Raw genomic sequence first — 19,378 nt, forward strand, 5'->3', positions numbered from 1 at the left:
GCGCGTCAACGTGACCTGCGACATATTTCGCGCGATTACGCAATCGTCCGGGTGAATATGTCGCCTCGAAGCTTTTATGACGTTATAAGTGTTCGAAACTGGCTTCGAAGAGTGCGCCATGCCCATTCCTTTCGCCCGCCCGCGCCCGGTAAATCTCGACCCGATGGGCCGCACCGACGCTGCCACCCGCCTCGACCTCACCCATCGCCCGCGCCGCAACCGCAAGGCGGACTGGACCCGTCGGCTGACGCGCGAGAACACGCTGACCGTCGCCGATCTCATCTGGCCGATCTTCGTGATGGACGGTTCGGAGGCCCGCACCCCGGTCTCCTCCATGCCCGGCGTCGAGCGGCTGTCGGTCGACCAGGCGGTGCGCGAGGCGGAGCACGCGGCGAAGCTCGGCATTCCCGCTTTGGCGCTGTTTCCCTACACCGACCCCGAGCTGCGCACCGTCGACGGGCGCGAGGCGCTGAACCGCGACAATCTGGTCTGCCGCGCGCTGCGCGCCATCAAGGACGCGGTGCCGGAGATCGGCCTCATCACCGACGTGGCGCTCGACCCCTATACCAGCCACGGCCATGACGGCCTCTTGTCGTCGGACGGCCGCATCCTCAACGACGAGACCATCGCGGTATTGATCGAGCAGTCCCTGGTGCAGGCCGATGCCGGCGCCGACGTCATCGCGCCGTCGGACATGATGGACGGCCGGGTCGGCGCCATCCGCCGGGCGCTGGACGCCGAGGGCCATCTCGACGCGCAGATCCTCGCCTACAGCGCCAAATATGCCTCGGCCTTCTACGGCCCCTTCCGCGACGCGGTCGGCTCGACCGGTTGCCTGAAGGGCGACAAGCGCACCTACCAGATGGATCCCGCCAACGGCACCGAAGCGCTGCGCGAGGCCGCCCTCGACATCGAGGAAGGCGCGGACATGCTGATGGTGAAGCCGGGCCTGCCCTATCTCGACATCGTCTGGCGGCTGAAGGACACCTTCGGCCTGCCGACCTTCGCCTATCAGGTGTCCGGCGAATACGCGATGATCGAGGCGGCGGCGCGCAATGGCTGGCTCGACGGCGAGAAGGCGATGATGGAGAGCCTGATGGCCTTCAAGCGCGCCGGCGCCGACGGCGTGCTCACCTATTTCGCCCCCCGCGTCGCCGAGAAGCTCGCCCGCGAGGCTTGATCCGCGCCGGACCGGCGGCGGCTGTACTGATCGCCGGTCCATGCGCCTCATCGTACACCTCACCGTACTCTGTCTCGGCCTGCTTCTGGCGGGTTGCGGGTCGGTGATCGACGCCGATCAGGCGCGCATCTGCCGCGACGTCGCCCCCGCTTTGCATGATGAGACCCTCGTCATCGACGAGGTGTCGCTCACCCCGGTCCCGGGGACGAACGCGCTCCGGCTCGCCTATCGGACGCGCCTCGGCTCCCGCGCGGTGCCGCACTGGATTATCTGCTCCTTCGCCGGCCAAACCGGTGCCGCCCGTGCGACGCTGACCGCCGTCGACACCGATCGCGGCCCGCTAAGTGACGTCAAATTCTACATAATCAAGCGCTGGTGGCTGACCGGCGCGCCGCCCCGTGCCGCGCCGACCGCCTGGCTGCACCTGTCGCATCGGCAGGCCTACTGGCTGCAGCAGGCGATAAACGGCACCACCCTGGCCGGCATTTACGGCCTGGTCGCCACCGGCTTCGCCCTGGTGCACGGCCTGCTCGGACGCATCAATCTCGCCTTCGGAGAGATCGCCGTCGCCGGCGGCGTCTACCTGCTCATCGCCGTCGGCCTCGAAAGCCTGGCCGGACGGCTCGGCCCCGGCGAGCTGGCATTTGCGATTGTCATTGGGATTTTATTTTCAATGTCAATCAGTTGGCTGGTCGGCCGCCACGTGGTCCTCCCGCTCACCACCGCCACTACGTCGCCGCAGACGGTGCTGATCGGCACCATCGCGGTCGCCATTGTGGTGGCCGAGGCGGCCCGCATCACCGCCCCGGACCGGCTGAACTGGCTGCCGCCGCTGCTCAACATCCCCCTCCCGCTCGCCGGCGGTGGGGGCTTCACGACGACAGTGACGGCGGCACAAATGCTTGCCGCCGGCATGAGCCTCACCGGTGCCTCGACCCTGCTGGCCCTGATGGAGTTCACCCGTTTCGGCCGCGCCTGGCGCGCGCATGCCGACGACCCGCTGATGGCAGCGCTTCTCGGCGTGCGCGTTCCCACCCTGCGGGACGGCACCTTCCTCATCGCCGGAGCCGCCGCCGGGCTCGCCGGCGCGGTCAGCGTGATCGCCTATGGTACGGTCCAACCGGGAGAAGGACTGGCCATCACGCTCAAAGCCTTGATTTCGGCCATTATCGGGGGCATTGGCTCTGTGCCGGGCGCCTTTCTCGGCGCCGTCATCGTTGCCGGCGTCGAAATCGTGTGGTCGGCGGCCTTCGATATCGCGTATCGCGATCTCGTCATCTATGTCCTTCTGGTCGCCTTCCTCGTATTGAGGCCCGGTGGGCTTCTCAACAATGCGGCCCCGCGGCCGCGCGAATTTTGAGTGGTTTCATGTCGCTTCCCGTAACTCCCGCCGATATCGCCGCAGCCCGCCATGTGCTGACCGGCGCGGTGCTGCGCACGCCCACGCTGCCGGCGCCGCGCCTGTCGGCGATTACGGGCGCGCATGTCTTTGTCAAATATGAGAATCTTCAGGTCACCGCGAGCTTCAAGGAGCGCGGCGCGCTGGTGAAGCTCGCCAGCCTCAGCGCCGAGGAGCGCGCGCATGGCGTGGTCGCCATGTCGGCCGGTAACCATGCGCAGGCGGTCGCCTATCACGCCGCCCGGCTCGGCATCCGCGCCACCATCGTCATGCCGAAGTTCACGCCGATCGTGAAGGTCGCCGCCACCGAGGCGCATGGCGCCCGCGTGGTGCTGCATGGCGAGACGGTGGCCGATGCCAGCGAGGAGGCCGACCGCCTCGCCCGCGCCGAGAACCTCGTCTGGGTCCATCCCTATGACGACCGCCACGTCATCGCCGGCCAGGGCTCCATCGCCGCCGAGATGCTGGAGGACGCACCGGATCTCGATGTCCTGCTGGTGCCGATCGGCGGCGGCGGGCTGATCTCCGGCATGGCGGTGGCCGCCCGCCATATCCGCCCCGACATCGAGCTGATCGGCGTCGAGACCACGCTCTACCCGTCGATGTGGAACGCGCTGCACCAGCAGAGCCTGCCTTGCGAGGGCACCACGCTCGCCGAGGGCATCGCGGTGAAGAATGTCGGCGCGCTCACCCGCGAGATCGTCTCGGCACTGGTGTCGGATGTGGTGCTGGTGGACGAGCCGACCTTCGAGCGGGCGGTGAACCTGTTCCTCACCCAGCAGAAGACGCTGGCGGAGGGCGCCGGCGCCGGCGGCCTCGCGGCGCTGCTGGCCGAGCCGGACCGCTATCGCGGCCGCAATGTCGGCCTCGTGGTCTCCGGCGGCAACATCGATCCGCGCACCGTCGCCTCGATCATGCTGCGCGAGTTGGAGCGCGAGGAGCGCATCGTCTCCTTCCGCTTCTCCATGCTCGACCGGCCGGGCGAGCTCGGCATCATCTCGACGCTGCTCGGCAAGCTCGGCGCCAACATCCTGGAAGTGGAGCACAAGCGCCATTTCCTCGATGTGCACGCCAAGGGCGCGCGGCTCGACGTGACGGTCGAGACCCGTGACCGCGCCCATGCCGACAATGTACACCGGGCGCTGCTCGCCGACGGCATGGATGTGGTGCGCATCGACTGGCAGTCCGGCAACTAGGACCGGCCAGCCGGCGCAGGCCACCCGGGCAGGCTCTTGCCTGACCGGCACCCGAAGGCCATTTGTGAAGGGACCGTCCCTGGAGACCTCCATGTCCGATCCCTTCGCATTTGGCGGCCCCGCCGAATCCAGGCCCTACGCCTATGATCCCGTCGCCGAGCCGGAATATTTCCGCGGCGTGCTGTGGCGACGCTTCTTCGCCTTCGTGATCGACGCGCTGATCATCTGCGTACCGGTCGGCTTGGCGGCGCTTGTGATCTTCGTCTCCGGCTTCGTGACCTTCGGGCTCGGCTGGCTGCTGTTCGGTCTTCTCAGCCCCGCCTTTGCCATCTGGGCGCTGGTCTATAGCGGACTGACACTGGGCGGCCGCGAATCGGCCACCATCGGCATGCGGGTGATGGAGATCGAGATGCGGCTTTGGTACGGCGCACCGATGTATTCGCTGCTCGCCGTGCTCAGCGTGGTGCTGTTCTGGGTGTCGTTCAGCGTGCTGACGCCGCTGGTGGTGATCATCGCCCTGTTCAACAGCCGCAAGCGTTTGCTGCACGATCTGCTGCTCGGCACCGTGGTCACCAACACCGAGACCCGAGCGAGCGCGCTGCGCCGGCGCTGACACATTCACGCGATACGCATTTCTGCCTTTGACGCCGCGACCGGCTCGCGCGATCCTCTCAGCAGTCGAACATCGAAACGGCCGTGACGGAACACTCTCGCGATACGCCGCAATTCTATCTGACGGCTCCCTCTCCTTGCCCCTATCTGCCGGGTCGCGAGGAGCGCAAGGTGTTTACCCATTTGGTCGGCGAGCGGGCGACCCAGCTCAACGACGTGCTGACGCATGGCGGCTTCCGGCGCAGCCAGTCCATCGCCTATCGCCCGGCCTGCGAGCATTGCCGGGCCTGCGTATCGGTGCGCATCGTCGTCAACGATTTCCAGCCGTCGCGCCGCTTCCGCCGGGTGGCGAAGCACAATGACGACCTCGTCGGCGACATGCGGGCGGCGGTGCCTACCGCCGAGCAATATTCGCTGTTCCGCGCCTATCTCGACAGCCGCCATGGCGATGGCGGCATGGCCGACATGACCGTGCTCGACTACGCCATGATGGTCGAGGATAGCCATGTGCGGACCCGGCTGGTGGAGTATCGCCGGCGCGGCCCGGATACCGCCATCCATGGGCGCGGACAGGGCGCGCTCTATGCGGTGGCGCTGACCGACGTCCTCGCCGACGGCTTGTCGATGGTCTACTCGTTCTACGAGCCGGACGAGGCCGCGCGCTCGATCGGCACCTACGTCATCCTCGACCACGTCGCCAAGGCCAAGGCGATGGGCCTGCCCTATGTCTATCTCGGCTACTGGGTCGATGGCTCCACCAAGATGGGCTACAAGAGCCATTTCCTGCCGCAGGAGCGCCTGACCGCGCATGGCTGGGAGCGCGTCGCCGCCGCCGCCGAATAGGTGTGGTTTCCGGCTTTTTCGTTAGCCAACGAAACGAAAAAACGGCAGGGCAACTCCCAACGAGGCAAGGCCTCACGCGCCGTCAGAACCGGTTATTCCGCGGAAATCCCTTAGGCGGCAAACGACCGGCGCTGGCACGCTCCCCGCGCCATTCCGTCAGGTCCGCCACCGTCCAGGTACGGCCCGACGTGTCCACCCAGGTCAGGCCGTCGGCAAGGGTGAACACCTTCAGGTCGGACATCTGCCCGTCCTTGTAGCGCTGCAGCCGCACGCCGCGCCCGCGCGCCATCTCCGGTATCTGCGACAGCGGGAACACCAGCAGCTTGCGGTTCTCGCCGATCACCGCGACGCTGTCACCGGCGGCGACCACCAACCGGGCCGCGTCCTGCCCGTCGACGGTCAGCACTTGCTTGCCCTTGCGGGTATTGGCGACGCATTCGTCCTCGGCGACGACGAAGCCCCTCCCCTCCTTCGCCACCACCAGCAGCTTGCGCCCGCCCTGATAGGGCTGAACGTCGACCACATCGGCCTCCTGCTCGAGGTCGATCGACAGGCGCAGCGGCTCGCCATGGCCGCGCCCGCCCGGCAGCTTGGAGGCGTCGAGCGTGTAGAAGCGGCCATTGGTGGCGAAGACCAGGAGCTTCGAGGTGGTCTCGGCGAAGAAACTCAGCTTGAGGGAATCGTCGCCCTTGAAGGCGAGCGAGGAAAGGTCCGCGACATGCCCCTTCAGCGCGCGGATCCAGCCCTTCTGCGACACGACGACGGTGATCGGCTCGCGCTCCACCAGCGCCTCGCTCACCGCGTCGGCGTCATGGGCGGCCGCCTCGCCGAAGCCGGTGCGGCGCCGGCCGAGTTCGGTCTCCGGCCCGAACAGCTTGCGGGTCTCGCTGATCTGCCAGGCCACCGTCTTCCACTGGCGCTCCTCGGAACCGAGCAGCTTCTCGATGCCGTCCTTCTCCTTGGACAGCGCGTCATGCTCCTTGCGGATCTCGAATTCCTCGAGCCGGCGCAAGGACCGCAGGCGCATGTTGAGGATGGCCTCGGCCTGCACCTCGGTGAGCTCGAAGCGCGCCATCAAAGCCGGCTTCGGCTCATCCTCCTCGCGGATGATGCGGATCACCTCGTCGAGGTTGAGATAGGCGATCAAATAGCCGCCGAGCACCTCCAGCCGGTGCTCGATCTCGGCAAGCCGATGACGCGAACGGCGCAGCAGCACGTCCCGGCGATGGTCCAGCCATTCGCGCAGCACCTCGGCGAGGCTGACAACCTTCGGCACCAGCCCGCCGACCAGCACGTTCATGTTGAGCGGGAAGCGCGTTTCCAGCTCGGTGAGCTTGAACAGGCTCTCCATCATCAGCTCGGCATCGACATTGCGCGCCCGCGGCTCCAGCACGAGGCGTACATCCTCGGCGGATTCGTCGCGCACATCGGCGAGCAGCGGCAGCTTCTTCTCGTTGAGAAGGTCGGCGATCTTCTCGACCAGCCGCGACTTGGCGACGCCGTAGGGGATCTCGGTGACGACGACGACATAGGTGCCGCGCCCGGTCTCCTCCTTGTGCCAGCGCGCGCGCAGGCGGAAGCCGCCGCGGCCGGTGGCATAGGCATCCGCCATCGAGGCGGGGGATTCGATCACCACGCCGCCAGTCGGGAAGTCCGGCCCCTTCACATAGGCCAGCAGGTCGTCCGTCGTCGCCTGCGGGTGCTCGATCAGGTGCAGGCAGGCGTCGAACAGCTCGGCGGCATTGTGCGGCGGGATCGAGGTCGCCATGCCCACCGCGATGCCGGTCGAGCCGTTGGCGAGCAGGTTGGGAAAACCGCCCGGCAGCACCACCGGCTCTTCCGCCGTGCCGTCATAATTGGGACGGAAGGCGACGGCGTCCTCATCGATACCGTCGAGGATCAGTCGCGCCACCTCGGTCAGTCGCGCCTCGGTGTAGCGCTCGGCCGCGGCGTTATCGCCGTCGATATTGCCGAAATTGCCCTGGCCGTCGACCAGCGGATAGCGCTGGGCGAAATCCTGCGCCAGACGGACCATGGCGTCGTAGATCGCCATGTTGCCGTGCGGATGGAAGGAGCCCATCACGTCGCCGACGATCTTCGCGCTCTTGCGGAAGCCGCCGCCGGGATCGAGGCGCAAGAGCCGCATGCCATAGAGGATGCGGCGATGCACCGGCTTCAGCCCGTCGCGCGCGTCCGGCAGCGCCCGGTGCATGATGGTCGACAGCGCATAGGCGAGATAGCGCTCCTCGAGCGCGGCCTTCAGGCCGACAGGCTCGATGATGCCGTCGTCAGTCGGAATCGGTCCCTCTCCCATGATCCCTCGCTAGCGCGAATAGGCGACAAGAACAAGACGCGAACACGCCGGGTGTGACGCTATCCAAAGTCTTGTGGCGTCAAAGAAACAATGTCCCGCCTACAGCTCCCACCGCCGGGCCGGCACCTCGCGCAGCACCGCCTGGAGGAAGGCCGCCCGCGCGTCCGGCATCGGCGCCCCGCGTGGCTCGAACACCCGGCGGGCGAGGAAATGACCGGTCAGCTCGAAGGCGGCGCGCAGATCGTCCCCGATCGGTGCCTCCGCCACCTCGCCGACGAGGAAGAAAGGCAGCGGGAACAGCTGGGCCCGCCATGGCTCGCCGGCATCGCGGCTCACCGCCCGGCCGGATTTCGGCGAGACATAGAGCAAATCGTTGCGCCCGCCGGTCGCCGCGCAGCTGTCGAGCTCGAGCCCGAAGCCGAGTTCGGCCAGCATGGCGAGCTCGAAGCGCGCCAGCAGCATGCCGGCCAGCGCCGGCTCGTCGAGATGCTCGATCACCGTCTCCAGCGTCGCATAGAGCCCGGGATGCGGGTCGCGCTCCGGCAGTTGCCGGACCAGGCTGCCGAGGTGACTGATCGCGAAGGCCGAATGCGCCCGCTGCATCAGCCGCTCGGCGCGCGCCTGCGTGACTTCCAAGGTGAAGGCGCCGAGCTGCTCGTCGAGCCGCGCCCGCCAGGCGACGTGCACGCTGTTGCCCGGCTGCAGCGACGGCGCCTGCCGGCGCGATCCGCCGCCGCGCACCAGCCCGAGATGGCGTCCGTGCGAGGCGGTGAGCAGCTCGACGATGGCATTCGCCTCGCCATGACGGCGAAGCCCCAGGATGATGCCGTCGTCGGTCCATTCCATCGCGGTGCCCTGCCCCGCTTCCGCGCCGGGCTAGTCGGCGTCGGGGAACTCGAGCCCCATCTCGCGATAACGCTCGGGATCATCGGCCCAGTTCTCGCGCACCTTCACGAACAGGAAGAGATGCACGGGCTGCTCGACGATCTCGGCCAGCTCCTTGCGTGCCGCCATGGAGATCGCCTTGATGGTCTCGCCGCCCTTGCCGAGCACGATCTTCCGCTGGCTCTCGCGCTCGACGAAGATGGTCTGCTCGATGCGCACCGAGCCGTCCTTGCGCTCCTGCCAGCTGTCGGTCTCGACCGTCGAGCGGTAGGGCAGCTCCTCGTGCAGGCGATGGAACAGCTTCTCGCGGGTGATCTCGGCGGCCAGCATGCGCATCGGCGCGTCGGAGATCTGGTCCTCCGGATAGAGCCACGGCCCCTCCGGCAGCACCTCGACCAGCCACTGGCGCAATTGCACAAGCCCGTCGCCCTCAAGCGCCGAAATCATGAATACGCGGTCGATGGTTATGTGCTCGGCCACCTTGGCGGCGAGTTCGAGCAGGCTGTCGCGCTTCACCAGGTCGATCTTGTTCAGGATGACCGCGCGGGGGCGCTTCACCTGCGCAAGACCGCGCATGATCGCCTCGACCTCCTCGGTGATGCCCACGCGGGCGTCGATGAGCAGCGCCACCGCATCCGCATCGCCCGCCCCGCCCCAGGCGGAGCGCACCATGGCCTTCTCCAGCCGGCGCTTGGGCGCGAAGATGCCGGGCGTGTCGACCAGCACGATCTGCGTCGTCCCTTCCAACGCGATGCCGCGCACCAGCGCGCGCGTCGTCTGCACCTTGTGCGAGACGATCGACACCTTGGTGCCGACCAGCGCATTGGTCAGCGTCGACTTGCCGGCATTCGGCGCGCCGATCAGGGCAACGAAGCCGCAGCGTGTGGCGGCATCGGGTCCGGCGGCTTCAGGCGTGGCGCCGGGACCGGCGTCTGTGTCGTTCATCAATTTACCCGTTCGAGAAAGGCGGCGGCCGCGGCCTTCTGGGCGCTCTGCTTGGAGGAGCCGACGCCCTCCATCGGCTCCCATCCGGGCACTTCGACCGCAATGCGGAACTGTGGATTATGATCCGGTCCCTCGCGCTCCACCAGCCGATAGTTCGGCGGCGGCAGGCCGCGTGCCTGCGCCCATTCCTGCAAGGCCGTCTTGGGATCGCGGCCGGCACTGCCGTGCCGCTGCAGCCGGGGCCGCCAGAAACGCTCCACCAGCTTTTCCGCCGCCGGGAAGCCCGCATCGAGATAGACCGCCGCCAGCACCGCCTCGGTGATATCCGCAAGGATGGCCTGCCGGTGGCGCCCGCCGGTGCGCTCCTCTCCGGCGCCGAGCCGGACGAAGGGAGCGATCCCCATCTCCTGCGCCACCTCGGCACAGGCCTCCTCGCAGACGAGATCGGAAAGCCGTCGTGACAGCTCGCCTTCCTCGGCATCGGGATAGGAGCGGTAAAGCATGTCGGAGACCACGAGCCCGAGCACGTGGTCTCCGAGGAACTCCAGCCGCTGATAGGATTTCACCCGCGCCCGGCTACCCTGCACCCCGGTCACCGCGCTGATATGGGTCAGCGCCAGCGCGAGATGTCCGATATCGGCGAAGACATGACCGAGCGACTGCTCCAGCGCGCCGAGACCGTCGCGGGCGCCGCCCTCTTTGGAAGCGCGGCTCATCGCACGAAGGAGAAGATGCGGTCCCAGCGTACGGTCCAGGGCCACTTCCACACCTGCCAGGCTGCCTCGCCCTCCTTCACCGAGAAGAAGATCATCTGCGCGCGGCCGATCAGGTTCTCATAGGGCACGTAGCCGACCTGGCTGAGCACCCGCGAATCGGTAGAATTGTCGCGGTTGTCGCCCATCATGAAATAATGACCGGGCGGCACCTGGTAGACGGGCGTGTTGTCGTAGAAGCCGTTATCGACGAGATCGAGCGTCTGATAGCTGACGCCGTTGGGCAGCGTCTCGCGCCACACCTTCACGCGCTGCACGCGGCCGCCGCCCTCGTCGTCCATCCAGTAACCGGCATCCTCGCGCTTCACCGGCTCGCCGTTGATGTGCAGCACGCCACCGATCATCTGGATCTGGTCGCCCGGCAGGCCGATGACGCGCTTGATGTAATCGGTGCTCTCGTCGCGCGGCAGCTTGAACACCACCACGTCGCCGCGGTTCGGCGTCGAGCCGAGGATGCGCCCGTCGAACAGCGGCGGCGAGAGCGGCAGCGAGAAGCGGCTATAGCCGTAGCTGAACTTCGACACGAAGAGGTAGTCGCCGACCAGCAGCGTCTCCTTCATCGAGCCGGATGGAATGTTGAATGGCTGGAACAGGAAGGTGCGGATGATGAGGGCGATCAGAAAGGCCTGGAGTATGACCTTGGCCGTTTCGCCCAGGCCGCCTTCCTTCTTCTTCGGTTCGGTCGTTGCGCTCATGTGCTTTCCGCTAGGCCGCGCTTCGGCTGGCGCCGGCACGGCACCCCTGTATCGAGGCCATCGGGCTCCTATAGCCGCTCGCCACGCCTGCGGCAACGCGCGCTCTTCACGATCGCCGGAGCTTACGCTCCGGGACTTGGCGACCCGCTCGGCACCGCGCTGATGATCACGAAGGCCTGGGCGATCGGTCCGTCATCGGTGATGGTGAGGTCGATGCGCGCCTCGTAGCCCGCCGGCGTCATCGCCTCGAGCCGCGCCTTGGCGCCGCCGGTCAGCAGCAGGGTGGGACGGCCGGACGCCAGGTTCACCACCCCCATGTCGCGCCAGAACACGCCCTGCGACAGCCCGGTGCCGAGCGCCTTGGAGCACGCCTCCTTGGCGGCGAAGCGCTTGGCGTAGCTCTCGGCCCGGCGCACCCGCCGGTCCGACTTCGCCCGCTCGACCGGGGTGAACACCCGCTCGACGAAGCGCTCGCCATGGCGCTCCAGCACCTCGGCGATGCGGCGGGCGTCGGTGATGTCGGAGCCGATACCCAGGATCATGTCGCCCTCACGCTGCCTTGCCGGCGCGCAGCTGAGCCCGGCCGCGCGCCATGGCGGCGCGCATGCGGCGGATTGCCGTCTCCAGCCCCTCGAAGATCGCTTCGCCGATCAGGAAATGGCCGATGTTGAGCTCGCGCACATGGCCATTGGCGGCGACAATCTCGGCGGTCTCGTAGTCGAGCCCGTGGCCGGCATGCACTTCGAGCCCGAGCGTGGTCGCCTGCTCAGCCGCGCGGATGAGCCGCTCCAGCTCGGCGGCGGCCTCCTCGCGGTGGCCGGCGACGCGATGGTCGCACCAGGCGCCGGTATGCAGCTCGATCACGGCGGCGCCGATATCGGCGGCGCGCACGATCTGGTCGGCGTCCGGGGCGATGAACAGCGACACCCGGATTCCGGCAGCCGCCAGCCGCTCCACGCGGTGCGCGAGGTCGATGCCGCCGGCAATGACGTCGAGGCCGCCCTCGGTGGTGCGCTCCTCGCGCCGCTCCGGCACCAGGCAGCAGGCATGCGGCCGCAGTTCGGTGGCGATGGCGACCATCTCGTGCGTCGCCGCCATCTCGAAATTGAGCGGGATGGTCAGCGACTCGCGCAGGCGGCGCATGTCGTCGTCGCGGATATGGCGACGGTCCTCGCGCAGATGCGCGGTGATGCCGTCGGCCCCGGCGGCGGCGGCGAGCGCCGCGGCCCGCAACGGATCGGGCAGCGCTCCGCCGCGCGCATTGCGCACCGTCGCGACGTGGTCGATGTTCACGCCCAGCCGGATCGGCGGCACCAGGACGGGAGCGGCGGGGCTGCTCATGCCTTCGCTCCCTGGATGCCGCGGCTACCCGGCTTCACCGCCGGCAAGGCGGCGAGCTCGGGCGGCAGCTTGTCCGGCTCGTAATTGGGAATGTCGAGGCTGACCAGCGTCACCAGCGGCACGCCGAGATCGGCCTTGCCGCCGGAGCGATCGATCAGGCAGGCGGCACCGACGATCTTGCCCGGGTGATGCGCGATGGAGGCAAGGCATTCGCGCGACGACAGGCCGGTGGTGACGATGTCCTCCACCATCAGCACCCGTGCGCCCTCGGGAATGGAGAAGCCACGCCGCAGCACGAACTGGCCGTCCTCGCGCTCGACGAACACCGCCTTGGCGCCGAGATGGCGGGCGGTCTCATAGCCGGGGATGATGCCGCCCATGGCGGGCGAGACGACATAGTCGATCGGGCCGAAGGCCGCCTGCGCCTTCTGCGCCAGCGCCCGGCAGAGAAGCTCGGTGCGGGCGGGATCCATGAAGATGAACATCTTCTGCAGGAACACCGAACTGCGCAGCCCGGAGGAGAGGATGAAATGTCCCTCGAGCAGGGCGCCGGCGGCGCGGAACTCGGCGAGGACCTCGTCTTGGGTCATGGCGGCAAACCGATCGAATGATTGAACCGGCGGGTGATAGCCCATCCGCCGGTCCACGTCACGTCGCCGCATCGCGCCCCGCCTCAGGCAGCGACCGATTCGGCGACCGCCATCTCGTCGGTCCACACCTCGAAGCTGACGAGCTGGTGGGGGCCGAAGGTGCAGATGATCGGCACGTCGGTGGCGTCGCGCCCGCGCGCCATCACCACCCTCCCCGTGCGCGGCACGTTGTGGCGGGCATCGAAACAGTACCAGCGGCCGTCGAGATAGGCCTCGAACCAGGCGCTGAAATCCATCGGCGCGGGGTCGCGCGGCACGCCGATATCGCCTAGATACCCCGTGCAGTAGCGCGCCGGAATGTTCATCGCCCGGCACAGCGTGATCGCCAGATGCGCGAAATCACGGCACACACCGTGCTTCTGCGCCAGCACGCCGGCGGCCGAGCGGGTGCAATCGGCGTGCGGATAGCCGAACTCGATATGGTCGTGCACGAAGTCGCAAATGGCCTGCACCCGTGCCCAGCCCTCCGGCACATGGCCGAAGCGCTTCCACGCCTCGCCAGCGAGCAGGTCGGTCTCGCAGTAGCGGCTGCCGAGCAGGAACACCATCACCTCCTCGGGCAGCTCGTCGAGCGGCGACTGCCGGGCGGCAACGTTGACCACGTCGATGGTCCCGGGATCGTGGATGACGCCGTGATGCTCGATTTCGCTGCGTCCGGCCGGCAGCACGGCACGCCGCCGCACATTGCCGAACATGTCGAGCGCGATCGTGGTGGTCAGGGTGTGTTGGTCGCCGCCGCGCAGGAACATCGGCGACTGCACGATAATGTCCCGATGGCGGGAGCTATGAACATCGACGGCGAACGTCGCCGGTGTCGGATTGGCGCAATCCAGCGCCATCCGAAATCCATATCGGATCCGCATGCTTGTTCAATCCTGTCTTGAAGGGGCGCTGCCGCCTCAGCGGGAGACGCGGCCATGGCGGGAGCGAACCCGCACGGAAACCAGTTCGGCGCGGCCGACGAGCGCGTCGACCCGGCCGATGGCCTCCAGAGCGCCATTGCCAAGGGTACGGCCGCCCAGCTGCTTGATGAAGCCGGCGACGATACGCAACGCGCTGTGAACGACATCCACCATCATCGCCTCCTTCGTCGCCGGCCGGTTCGGCCTGTTCGAAGCGACAACGCGATGAGGGCGCCGGGGTTCCGGCGTATCAGCCGTTGACGCGCTCGACGCTCGACACCACCGGCCGCGAGCGCAGGTCGGAAATGATGCCGTTGAGGTGGCGTAGATCGTAGACGCCGATGTCGATCACCATCCGGGTAAAATCCGGCGACCGCGAGGACATGTTGAGGTTCTCGATATTGCCGTCGCGCTCACCGATCACCTGAGCGATCTGCCCGAGCGAACCCGGCTCGTTGGTCGCCACCACCACGATCTGCACCGGGAAGCGCTGCGGATCGTCCTCGTCGACGTCCCAGCGCACGTCGAGCCAGCGCTCCGGCTCCTCTTCGAAATCCTGCAGCGCCGGCGACTGGATCGGGTAGATGGTGATCCCCTCGCCCGGCGTCATGATGCCGACGATGCGATCGCCCGGCACCGCGCCGCCATTGGGCGCGAAGCGCACGGGCAGCTCGCGGTTGATGCCGCGGATCGGAATGGAGGTCTTGGGGTCGGGCGCGATCTCCACGCCCGGAATCTTGAATTTCAGGCTCTGGCCGCGCTCCAGCTCGAACCAGCCCTCGCCCTTCGGCGCCTGCTTCTCCTCCGGCCGCGGCCCGGTCCATTCCGGGTAGAGCGCCTTGACCACGTCGTCGGCCCGCATCTCGCCGAGGCCGACCGCCGCATAGACCTCCTCCGTCGTCGTGCGGGCGAGCCGGCCCACCGAACCGGCCAGCTTCTCGTCGGAGAACGCTTTGCCGGCCCGCGCCATCGCCCGCTCGACCATGCGCCGACCGAGGCCGGCATATTGCGCGCGCACCGCCACGCGGGTGGCCCGGCGGATCGCCGCGCGCGCCTTGCCGGTGACGACGATGGATTCCCAGGCGGCGGGGGGCGTCGCGCTCGGCGAGGTGATGATCTCCACCTCGTCGCCATTGTGCAGGCGCGACACCAACGGCGAGACCTTGCCGTTGATCTTGGCGCCGATCGCCATGTTGCCGACGCCGGTATGCACCGCATAGGCGAAGTCGATCGGCGTCGCCCCGCGCGGCAGTGCGATCAGCCGCCCCTTGGGCGTGAAGCAGAACACCTGGTCGTGGAACAGCTCGAGCTTGGTGTGCTCGAGGAACTCCTCCGGGCTCGATCCCTCGGCGAGCAGCTCGATGGTCCGGCGCAGCCAGGCATAGGCGTTGGAATCGCGGGTCAGCAGATCCTCGCCCGCCGGCGCCGGCTCGCCGTCCTTGTCCTTGTAGATCGCATGCGCGGCGATGCCGTATTCGGCGATCTCGTGCATCTGCCTTGTGCGGATCTGCAGCTCGACGCGCTGGCGCCCGGGACCGACCACCGTGGTGTGGATCGAACGGTAATCGTTCTGCTTGGGGGTGGAGATGTAGTCCTTGAAGCGGCCCGGCACCACGCGCCACTTGGTATGCACGACGCCGAGCGCCGCGTAGCACTCCGCCACCGAGTTCACGAGAAGGCGGAAGCCGTAAATGTCGGAAAGCTGCTCGAAGGCGACCGACTTCTGCTCCATCTTGCGCCAGATGGAATAGGGGCGCTTCTCGCGTCCCTTCACGGTCGCGTCCAATCCCTTCTGGCTCAGCGCGTCGGTCAATTCCCGCTCGATCGCCGCGACCAGTTCGCCATTGTGCTCCTTCAGCGCGTTCAGCCGGCCGAGGATGGATTCATAAGCCTCGGGCGAGAGCTGGCGGAACGACAGGTCCTCCAGTTCCTCGCGCATGTCCTGCATGCCCATGCGCCCGGCGAGCGGCGCATAGATGTCCAGCGTTTCCTGCGCGACGCGGTTCCGCTTTTCCTCCGGCACCCATTTCAGGGTGCGCATGTTGTGCAGGCGGTCGGCGAGCTTGACCAGCAGCACGCGCACGTCGTCGGCGATGGCGAGCAGCAGCTTGCGCAGGTTTTCCGCCTGCTTGGCCTGCTTGGAGACGAGGTCGAGCTTCTTGATCTTGGTCAGACCCTCGACCAGCGCTCCGATCTGCGGGCCGAACCACTTGTCGATCTCGTCGCGGGTGGCGTCGGTATCCTCGATGGTATCGTGCAGCAGCGCCGCCACGATGGTGGCGTCGTCGAGCTTGAGATCGGTGAGGATCGCCGCGACTTCGAGCGGGTGCGAGAAATAGGGGTCGCCGGAGGCGCGCTTCTGCGTGCCGTGCGCACGCATGGCATAGACATAGGCGCGATCGAGCAGCGCCTCGTCGGTATTGGGATTATACCGCCGCACGCGCTCGACGAGCTCGTACTGCCGCATCATGACAGGGATCTCGCGAGGGGGAACGACCCGTCCGTTCCTGTCGGCTAGATATGTCCGCGGGTGAGGTCAGCGCAAGCGCCGCAACGGAAATTCCGCCGTAAAAGCAGCAGCCCGGCACGAGGCCGGGCTGCAACGGAAAGATCGAAGCTCTTTCGGTAGAGGAGGCCTCAGCCTTCCTCGTCGTCGCTCGGCTCCGGCGGCACCAGGCCCTGGAGGCCGGCCAGCAGCTCTTCCTCGGTCATACGGTCGAGCATGACGTCGGGATCGTCCGCACCGCCCTCGCTGCCGCCCGAGGCGATCATCGGAACCGTCTCGGCCTCCGGCTCGTCGACCTCGGTGAACTTCTGCAGCGAATGGATCAGATCTTCCTTCAGGTCTTCCGGCGAGATGGTCTCGTCGGCGATCTCACGAAGGGCGACGACCGGGTTCTTGTCGTTGTCGCGATCGACAGTAATCGGCGAGCCCGACGCGATCATACGCGCGCGGTGACCGGCCAGAAGGACGAGTTCGAAGCGATTGTCGACCTTGTCGATGCAATCCTCGACGGTGACGCGAGCCATGCTCCGGCACTCCCATGGGTTATTTCGGAAAGCGCTGCCATATCGCATGCCCGGCAAGAGGGCAAGCGATCCGCCGGGCGACTCAATCACAATCGTGACTTTCAGCCGTCATCGACAGCGATTTCACCGCGCATACGCGCAAAATTGCGCTATGAATCGTTTACGGGGCGGAAAGTCAGTTTCGCAAGCGGTCGGCGGAGCTTCATTTGGACGTATTGATTAGGTAAACGCCGTAATGGTTCAACCCATGGAAAAGATTGCATTATTTATTGATGGCGCCAACCTCTATTCAGCAACGAAGTCTCTTGGTTTTGATATTGATTACAAGCGACTTCTAAAGGAGTTTCAGAGCCGCGGATACGTATTGAGGGCCTTTTACTATACAACTCTCGTCGAGGATAATGAGTATTCCTCCATCCGGCCGCTGCTGGATTGGCTGGATTACAATGGGTATTCGGTTGTAACAAAACCGGCTCGGGAATTCACCGACAGCCAGGGACGTCGGCGCGTGCGTGGCAATATGGACATCGAGCTTGCCGTCAATGCGATGGAGCTCGCCGCCCATGTCGATCACATCGTGCTGTTCTCTGGCGATGGCGATTTCCGCTCCCTGGTCGAGGCGGTGCAGCGCAAGGGCGTGCGGGTCAGCGTCGTCTCCAGCGTCAACACCCAGCCGCCGATGATCGCCGATGAGCTGCGCCGGCAGGCCGACGCCTTCATCGACCTCGTCGACCTTCAGGCCCGCATCGGGCGCGACCCGAACGAGCGGACCGGCCGCATGAGCGAGCCCCCGCGCTTTCTTGAACGGCGCGGGCCGGTACCAGGGGTCGGCGGCGACGAGGAGCTCGCCAACCGGTGAGCGCGCGTGACGTTGTGACCGCGCCGGTTGCGGAGCCGGCGCGGAACTGCCCGCTTTGCCCTCGCCTGGTGGCGTTCCGCGAGCAGTGGCGGGCAGCCGAACCTCTCTGGCATAACGCTCCGGTACCCTCCTTCGGGCCGGTGGACGGGCGTCTTTTGATCGTCGGCCTGGCTCCCGGCCTTCGTGGCGCCAACCGCACCGGCCGCCCCTTCACCGGCGACTATGCCGGCGAGCTGCTCTATGACACGCTGATCCGCTTCGGCTTCGCCACCGGCAGGTTCGAGGCGCGCCCCGACGACACGCTGCGGCTGAAAGACGCGCGCCTCACCAATGCCGTGCGCTGCGTGCCGCCGGAGAACAAGCCGACCACCGAGGAAATGCGCCAGTGCCGCCCCTTCCTCGCCGCCACCATCGCCCAACTGCCGAACCTCGGCGCCATCGTCGCGCTGGGCAAGATCGCGCATGACCAGGTGCTGGCCGCGCATGGCGAGAAACTGTCGCACCACAAATTCGCGCATGGCGCGGTGCATCGGCTCGGCAACGTGGTGCTGTTCGACAGCTATCACTGCTCCCGCTACAACACGAATACTGGCGTGCTGACCCCCGAAATGTTCCGCACCGTCTTCGCCGCCGTGCGGGCGCATGTCGATACTCTCGCCTGATCAGGGCGCGACGGGCGCCCACAGCACATCTTCGATGCGCCGCGCGCCGGTTGCCAGCAGCACCAGCCGGTCGAGCCCGAGCGCGATGCCGGAGGCTTCCGGCATCCGGGCCAGCGCGGCGAGGAAATCCTCGTCGATCGGGTAGCGCTCGCCGTAGAGCCGCTGCTTTTCTTCCATCCAGCCAATGAAACGCCGCCGCTGCTCCGCGGCGTCGGTGAGTTCGCCGAAGGCATTGGCGAGCTCGACGCCGCAGACATAGAGTTCGAAGCGCTCCGCCACGCGCGGATCGCCGGGCTTGGGCCGGGCGAGCGCCGCTTCGCTGATCGGGTACTCGCACAGGATGGTCGGGCGGCCGATGCCGAGGAACGGCTCGATCTTCTCCACCATCACCCGGGTGAAGACATCGGCCCAGACATCGTCCGGCGCGACGCGGATGCCGGCGCGCTGCGCCGCCTGCCACAGCGCGTCGCGATCCGTCGTCCCCGCCGCGTCGAGGGTGGCGAGCAGGTCGATACCGGCGAAGCGCACGAACGCCTCGGCCACCGTCAGCCGCTCGGGCTCCAGCCGGACATCGGCGAGATGCGGCCCGAAGCGGAACACATCCGCCCCCGCAGCGGTCGCCGTCGCGCCCAGCAGCGCCGCGCAGTCGTCCATCAGCGCCGCATAGTCCTGCCGCGCCCGGTACCATTCGAGCATGGTGAACTCGGGATGATGCAGCGCCGTGCGCTCGCCATTTCGGAACACGCGGGCGAAGGTGAACAGCCGCTCCTCGCCGGCCGCCAGCAGCTTCTTGGCGGTGAACTCCGGCGAGGTGTGGAGATAGCGGGTGGAAGCGGTCCCGTCCGGTGCCACCAGCTGGGTCGCGAAGGCATGCAGGTGCGTCTCGTTGCCGGGCGAAACCTGCAGGACCGGCGTCTCGACCTCGATGAAGTCGCGTTCGTCGAAGAACGCCCGCAAGGCGGCGAGGATGCGCTGGCGTCCGATCAGGAAGGGCCGGCGGTCGGCATGGACGTCCGGCGACCACCAGGGCGAGATCGCGGGCGACATCCCGGGCGAGAGCTCAGTTTTCGGCATCGGGCGGCTCCGTCATTC

General features: G+C 67.2%; 20 protein-coding genes. 7 read left to right on the forward strand and 13 right to left on the reverse strand.

All coding sequences use genetic code 11. The features are described 5' to 3' along the window. The first annotated feature begins 118 nt into the window (after positions 1-118). From hemB to LGR54_RS16210, 5 genes are all read left to right on the forward strand, one after another. Complete coding sequence (gene hemB / locus LGR54_RS16190) at positions 119-1,180, forward strand: porphobilinogen synthase (RefSeq protein ID WP_370638213.1); 1,062 nt, start codon at positions 119-121, stop codon at positions 1,178-1,180. A gap of 181 nt (positions 1,181-1,361) precedes the next feature. Next, positions 1,362-2,540, forward strand: a complete 1,179-nt coding sequence (locus LGR54_RS16195; protein ID WP_230363028.1) for a branched-chain amino acid ABC transporter permease — start codon at positions 1,362-1,364, stop codon at positions 2,538-2,540. 8 nt (positions 2,541-2,548) lie between these two features. Next, the gene (locus tag LGR54_RS16200) at positions 2,549-3,775 is read left to right on the forward strand and encodes a threonine ammonia-lyase (protein WP_230363029.1); all 1,227 of its coding nucleotides are present in this window, start codon (positions 2,549-2,551) and stop codon (positions 3,773-3,775) included. A 91-nt stretch (positions 3,776-3,866) separates the two neighbouring features. Next, positions 3,867-4,388: an RDD family protein gene (locus LGR54_RS16205; protein ID WP_230363030.1), complete on the forward strand. Its 522-nt coding sequence runs from the start codon at positions 3,867-3,869 to the stop codon at positions 4,386-4,388. An 83-nt stretch (positions 4,389-4,471) separates the two neighbouring features. Next, positions 4,472-5,230 (forward strand): arginyltransferase, encoded by a 759-nt coding sequence (locus LGR54_RS16210; protein WP_230363031.1) that lies wholly within the window; start codon positions 4,472-4,474, stop codon positions 5,228-5,230. Between the two features lie 82 nt (positions 5,231-5,312). Here LGR54_RS16210 and parC read toward each other — a convergent pair whose 3' ends face one another. From parC to rpoZ, 12 genes are all read right to left on the reverse strand, one after another. After that, positions 5,313-7,544: a DNA topoisomerase IV subunit A gene (gene parC / locus LGR54_RS16215; RefSeq protein WP_230363032.1), complete on the reverse strand. Its 2,232-nt coding sequence runs from the start codon at positions 7,542-7,544 to the stop codon at positions 5,313-5,315. Between the two features lie 99 nt (positions 7,545-7,643). Beyond that, positions 7,644-8,390, reverse strand: a complete 747-nt coding sequence (gene recO, locus LGR54_RS16220; RefSeq protein ID WP_230363033.1) for a DNA repair protein RecO — start codon at positions 8,388-8,390, stop codon at positions 7,644-7,646. A 30-nt stretch (positions 8,391-8,420) separates the two neighbouring features. Then, entirely contained in the window at positions 8,421-9,374 is a 954-nt protein-coding gene (gene era, locus LGR54_RS16225; protein WP_230363034.1) for a GTPase Era, read from the reverse strand. Beyond that, the gene (rnc, locus tag LGR54_RS16230) at positions 9,374-10,090 is read right to left on the reverse strand and encodes a ribonuclease III (RefSeq protein ID WP_230363035.1); all 717 of its coding nucleotides are present in this window, start codon (positions 10,088-10,090) and stop codon (positions 9,374-9,376) included. Before rnc ends, era begins: the two co-directional genes overlap by 1 nt. After that, entirely contained in the window at positions 10,087-10,842 is a 756-nt protein-coding gene (gene lepB / locus LGR54_RS16235) for a signal peptidase I (protein WP_230363036.1), read from the reverse strand. The genes rnc and lepB overlap by 4 nt, the downstream gene beginning before the upstream one ends. A gap of 122 nt (positions 10,843-10,964) precedes the next feature. Further along, positions 10,965-11,384, reverse strand: coding sequence for a holo-ACP synthase (gene acpS, locus LGR54_RS16240; protein ID WP_230363037.1), 420 nt, complete (start codon positions 11,382-11,384; stop codon positions 10,965-10,967). Between the two features lie 7 nt (positions 11,385-11,391). Then, a complete protein-coding gene (locus tag LGR54_RS16245) occupies positions 11,392-12,183 on the reverse strand; it encodes a pyridoxine 5'-phosphate synthase (protein WP_230363038.1) in 792 nt (263 codons plus the stop codon). Further along, complete coding sequence (pyrE, locus tag LGR54_RS16250; protein WP_230363039.1) at positions 12,180-12,773, reverse strand: orotate phosphoribosyltransferase; 594 nt, start codon at positions 12,771-12,773, stop codon at positions 12,180-12,182. The genes LGR54_RS16245 and pyrE overlap by 4 nt, the downstream gene beginning before the upstream one ends. A gap of 83 nt (positions 12,774-12,856) precedes the next feature. Next, positions 12,857-13,594 (reverse strand): transglutaminase family protein, encoded by a 738-nt coding sequence (locus LGR54_RS16255; protein ID WP_370638214.1) that lies wholly within the window; start codon positions 13,592-13,594, stop codon positions 12,857-12,859. A 138-nt stretch (positions 13,595-13,732) separates the two neighbouring features. Beyond that, positions 13,733-13,912 (reverse strand): hypothetical protein, encoded by a 180-nt coding sequence (locus LGR54_RS16260; protein ID WP_230363041.1) that lies wholly within the window; start codon positions 13,910-13,912, stop codon positions 13,733-13,735. 73 nt (positions 13,913-13,985) lie between these two features. Continuing rightward, positions 13,986-16,205 carry a bifunctional (p)ppGpp synthetase/guanosine-3',5'-bis(diphosphate) 3'-pyrophosphohydrolase gene (locus tag LGR54_RS16265; RefSeq protein ID WP_230363042.1) on the reverse strand — a complete coding sequence of 740 codons (2,220 nt, stop codon included), beginning with the start codon at positions 16,203-16,205 and terminating at the stop codon, positions 13,986-13,988. Between the two features lie 167 nt (positions 16,206-16,372). Further along, positions 16,373-16,765 (reverse strand): DNA-directed RNA polymerase subunit omega, encoded by a 393-nt coding sequence (gene rpoZ, locus LGR54_RS16270; RefSeq protein ID WP_214010369.1) that lies wholly within the window; start codon positions 16,763-16,765, stop codon positions 16,373-16,375. A 235-nt stretch (positions 16,766-17,000) separates the two neighbouring features. Here rpoZ and LGR54_RS16275 point away from each other — a divergent pair, with 235 nt between their 5' ends. After that, complete coding sequence (locus tag LGR54_RS16275; protein ID WP_370638215.1) at positions 17,001-17,624, forward strand: NYN domain-containing protein; 624 nt, start codon at positions 17,001-17,003, stop codon at positions 17,622-17,624. Next, positions 17,621-18,286, forward strand: coding sequence for a uracil-DNA glycosylase (locus LGR54_RS16280; protein WP_370638216.1), 666 nt, complete (start codon positions 17,621-17,623; stop codon positions 18,284-18,286). Before LGR54_RS16275 ends, LGR54_RS16280 begins: the two co-directional genes overlap by 4 nt. Here LGR54_RS16280 and epmA read toward each other — a convergent pair whose 3' ends face one another. Further along, positions 18,287-19,333 carry an EF-P lysine aminoacylase EpmA gene (epmA, locus tag LGR54_RS16285; RefSeq protein ID WP_230363204.1) on the reverse strand — a complete coding sequence of 349 codons (1,047 nt, stop codon included), beginning with the start codon at positions 19,331-19,333 and terminating at the stop codon, positions 18,287-18,289. Between the last annotated feature and the right edge of the window lie 45 nt (positions 19,334-19,378).

Source organism: Ancylobacter sp. Lp-2 (genome assembly GCF_020523795.1).
Classification (GTDB): domain Bacteria; phylum Pseudomonadota; class Alphaproteobacteria; order Rhizobiales; family Xanthobacteraceae; genus Ancylobacter.

Coding starts and splice junctions, on each gene's coding strand:
- hemB (WP_370638213.1), top strand. CDS start 119: ATGCCCATTCCTTTCGCCCGCCCGCGCCCGGTAAATCTCGACCCGATG.
- LGR54_RS16200 (WP_230363029.1), top strand. CDS start 2,549: ATGTCGCTTCCCGTAACTCCCGCCGATATCGCCGCAGCCCGCCATGTG.
- LGR54_RS16205 (WP_230363030.1), top strand. CDS start 3,867: ATGTCCGATCCCTTCGCATTTGGCGGCCCCGCCGAATCCAGGCCCTAC.
- parC (WP_230363032.1), bottom strand. CDS start 7,544: ATGGGAGAGGGACCGATTCCGACTGACGACGGCATCATCGAGCCTGTC.
- recO (WP_230363033.1), bottom strand. CDS start 8,390: ATGGAATGGACCGACGACGGCATCATCCTGGGGCTTCGCCGTCATGGC.
- era (WP_230363034.1), bottom strand. CDS start 9,374: ATGAACGACACAGACGCCGGTCCCGGCGCCACGCCTGAAGCCGCCGGA.
- rnc (WP_230363035.1), bottom strand. CDS start 10,090: ATGAGCCGCGCTTCCAAAGAGGGCGGCGCCCGCGACGGTCTCGGCGCG.
- lepB (WP_230363036.1), bottom strand. CDS start 10,842: ATGAGCGCAACGACCGAACCGAAGAAGAAGGAAGGCGGCCTGGGCGAA.
- acpS (WP_230363037.1), bottom strand. CDS start 11,384: ATGATCCTGGGTATCGGCTCCGACATCACCGACGCCCGCCGCATCGCC.
- LGR54_RS16245 (WP_230363038.1), bottom strand. CDS start 12,183: ATGAGCAGCCCCGCCGCTCCCGTCCTGGTGCCGCCGATCCGGCTGGGC.
- pyrE (WP_230363039.1), bottom strand. CDS start 12,773: ATGACCCAAGACGAGGTCCTCGCCGAGTTCCGCGCCGCCGGCGCCCTG.
- LGR54_RS16260 (WP_230363041.1), bottom strand. CDS start 13,912: ATGATGGTGGATGTCGTTCACAGCGCGTTGCGTATCGTCGCCGGCTTC.
- LGR54_RS16265 (WP_230363042.1), bottom strand. CDS start 16,205: ATGATGCGGCAGTACGAGCTCGTCGAGCGCGTGCGGCGGTATAATCCC.
- rpoZ (WP_214010369.1), bottom strand. CDS start 16,765: ATGGCTCGCGTCACCGTCGAGGATTGCATCGACAAGGTCGACAATCGC.
- LGR54_RS16275 (WP_370638215.1), top strand. CDS start 17,001: ATGGTTCAACCCATGGAAAAGATTGCATTATTTATTGATGGCGCCAAC.
- epmA (WP_230363204.1), bottom strand. CDS start 19,333: ATGTCGCCCGCGATCTCGCCCTGGTGGTCGCCGGACGTCCATGCCGAC.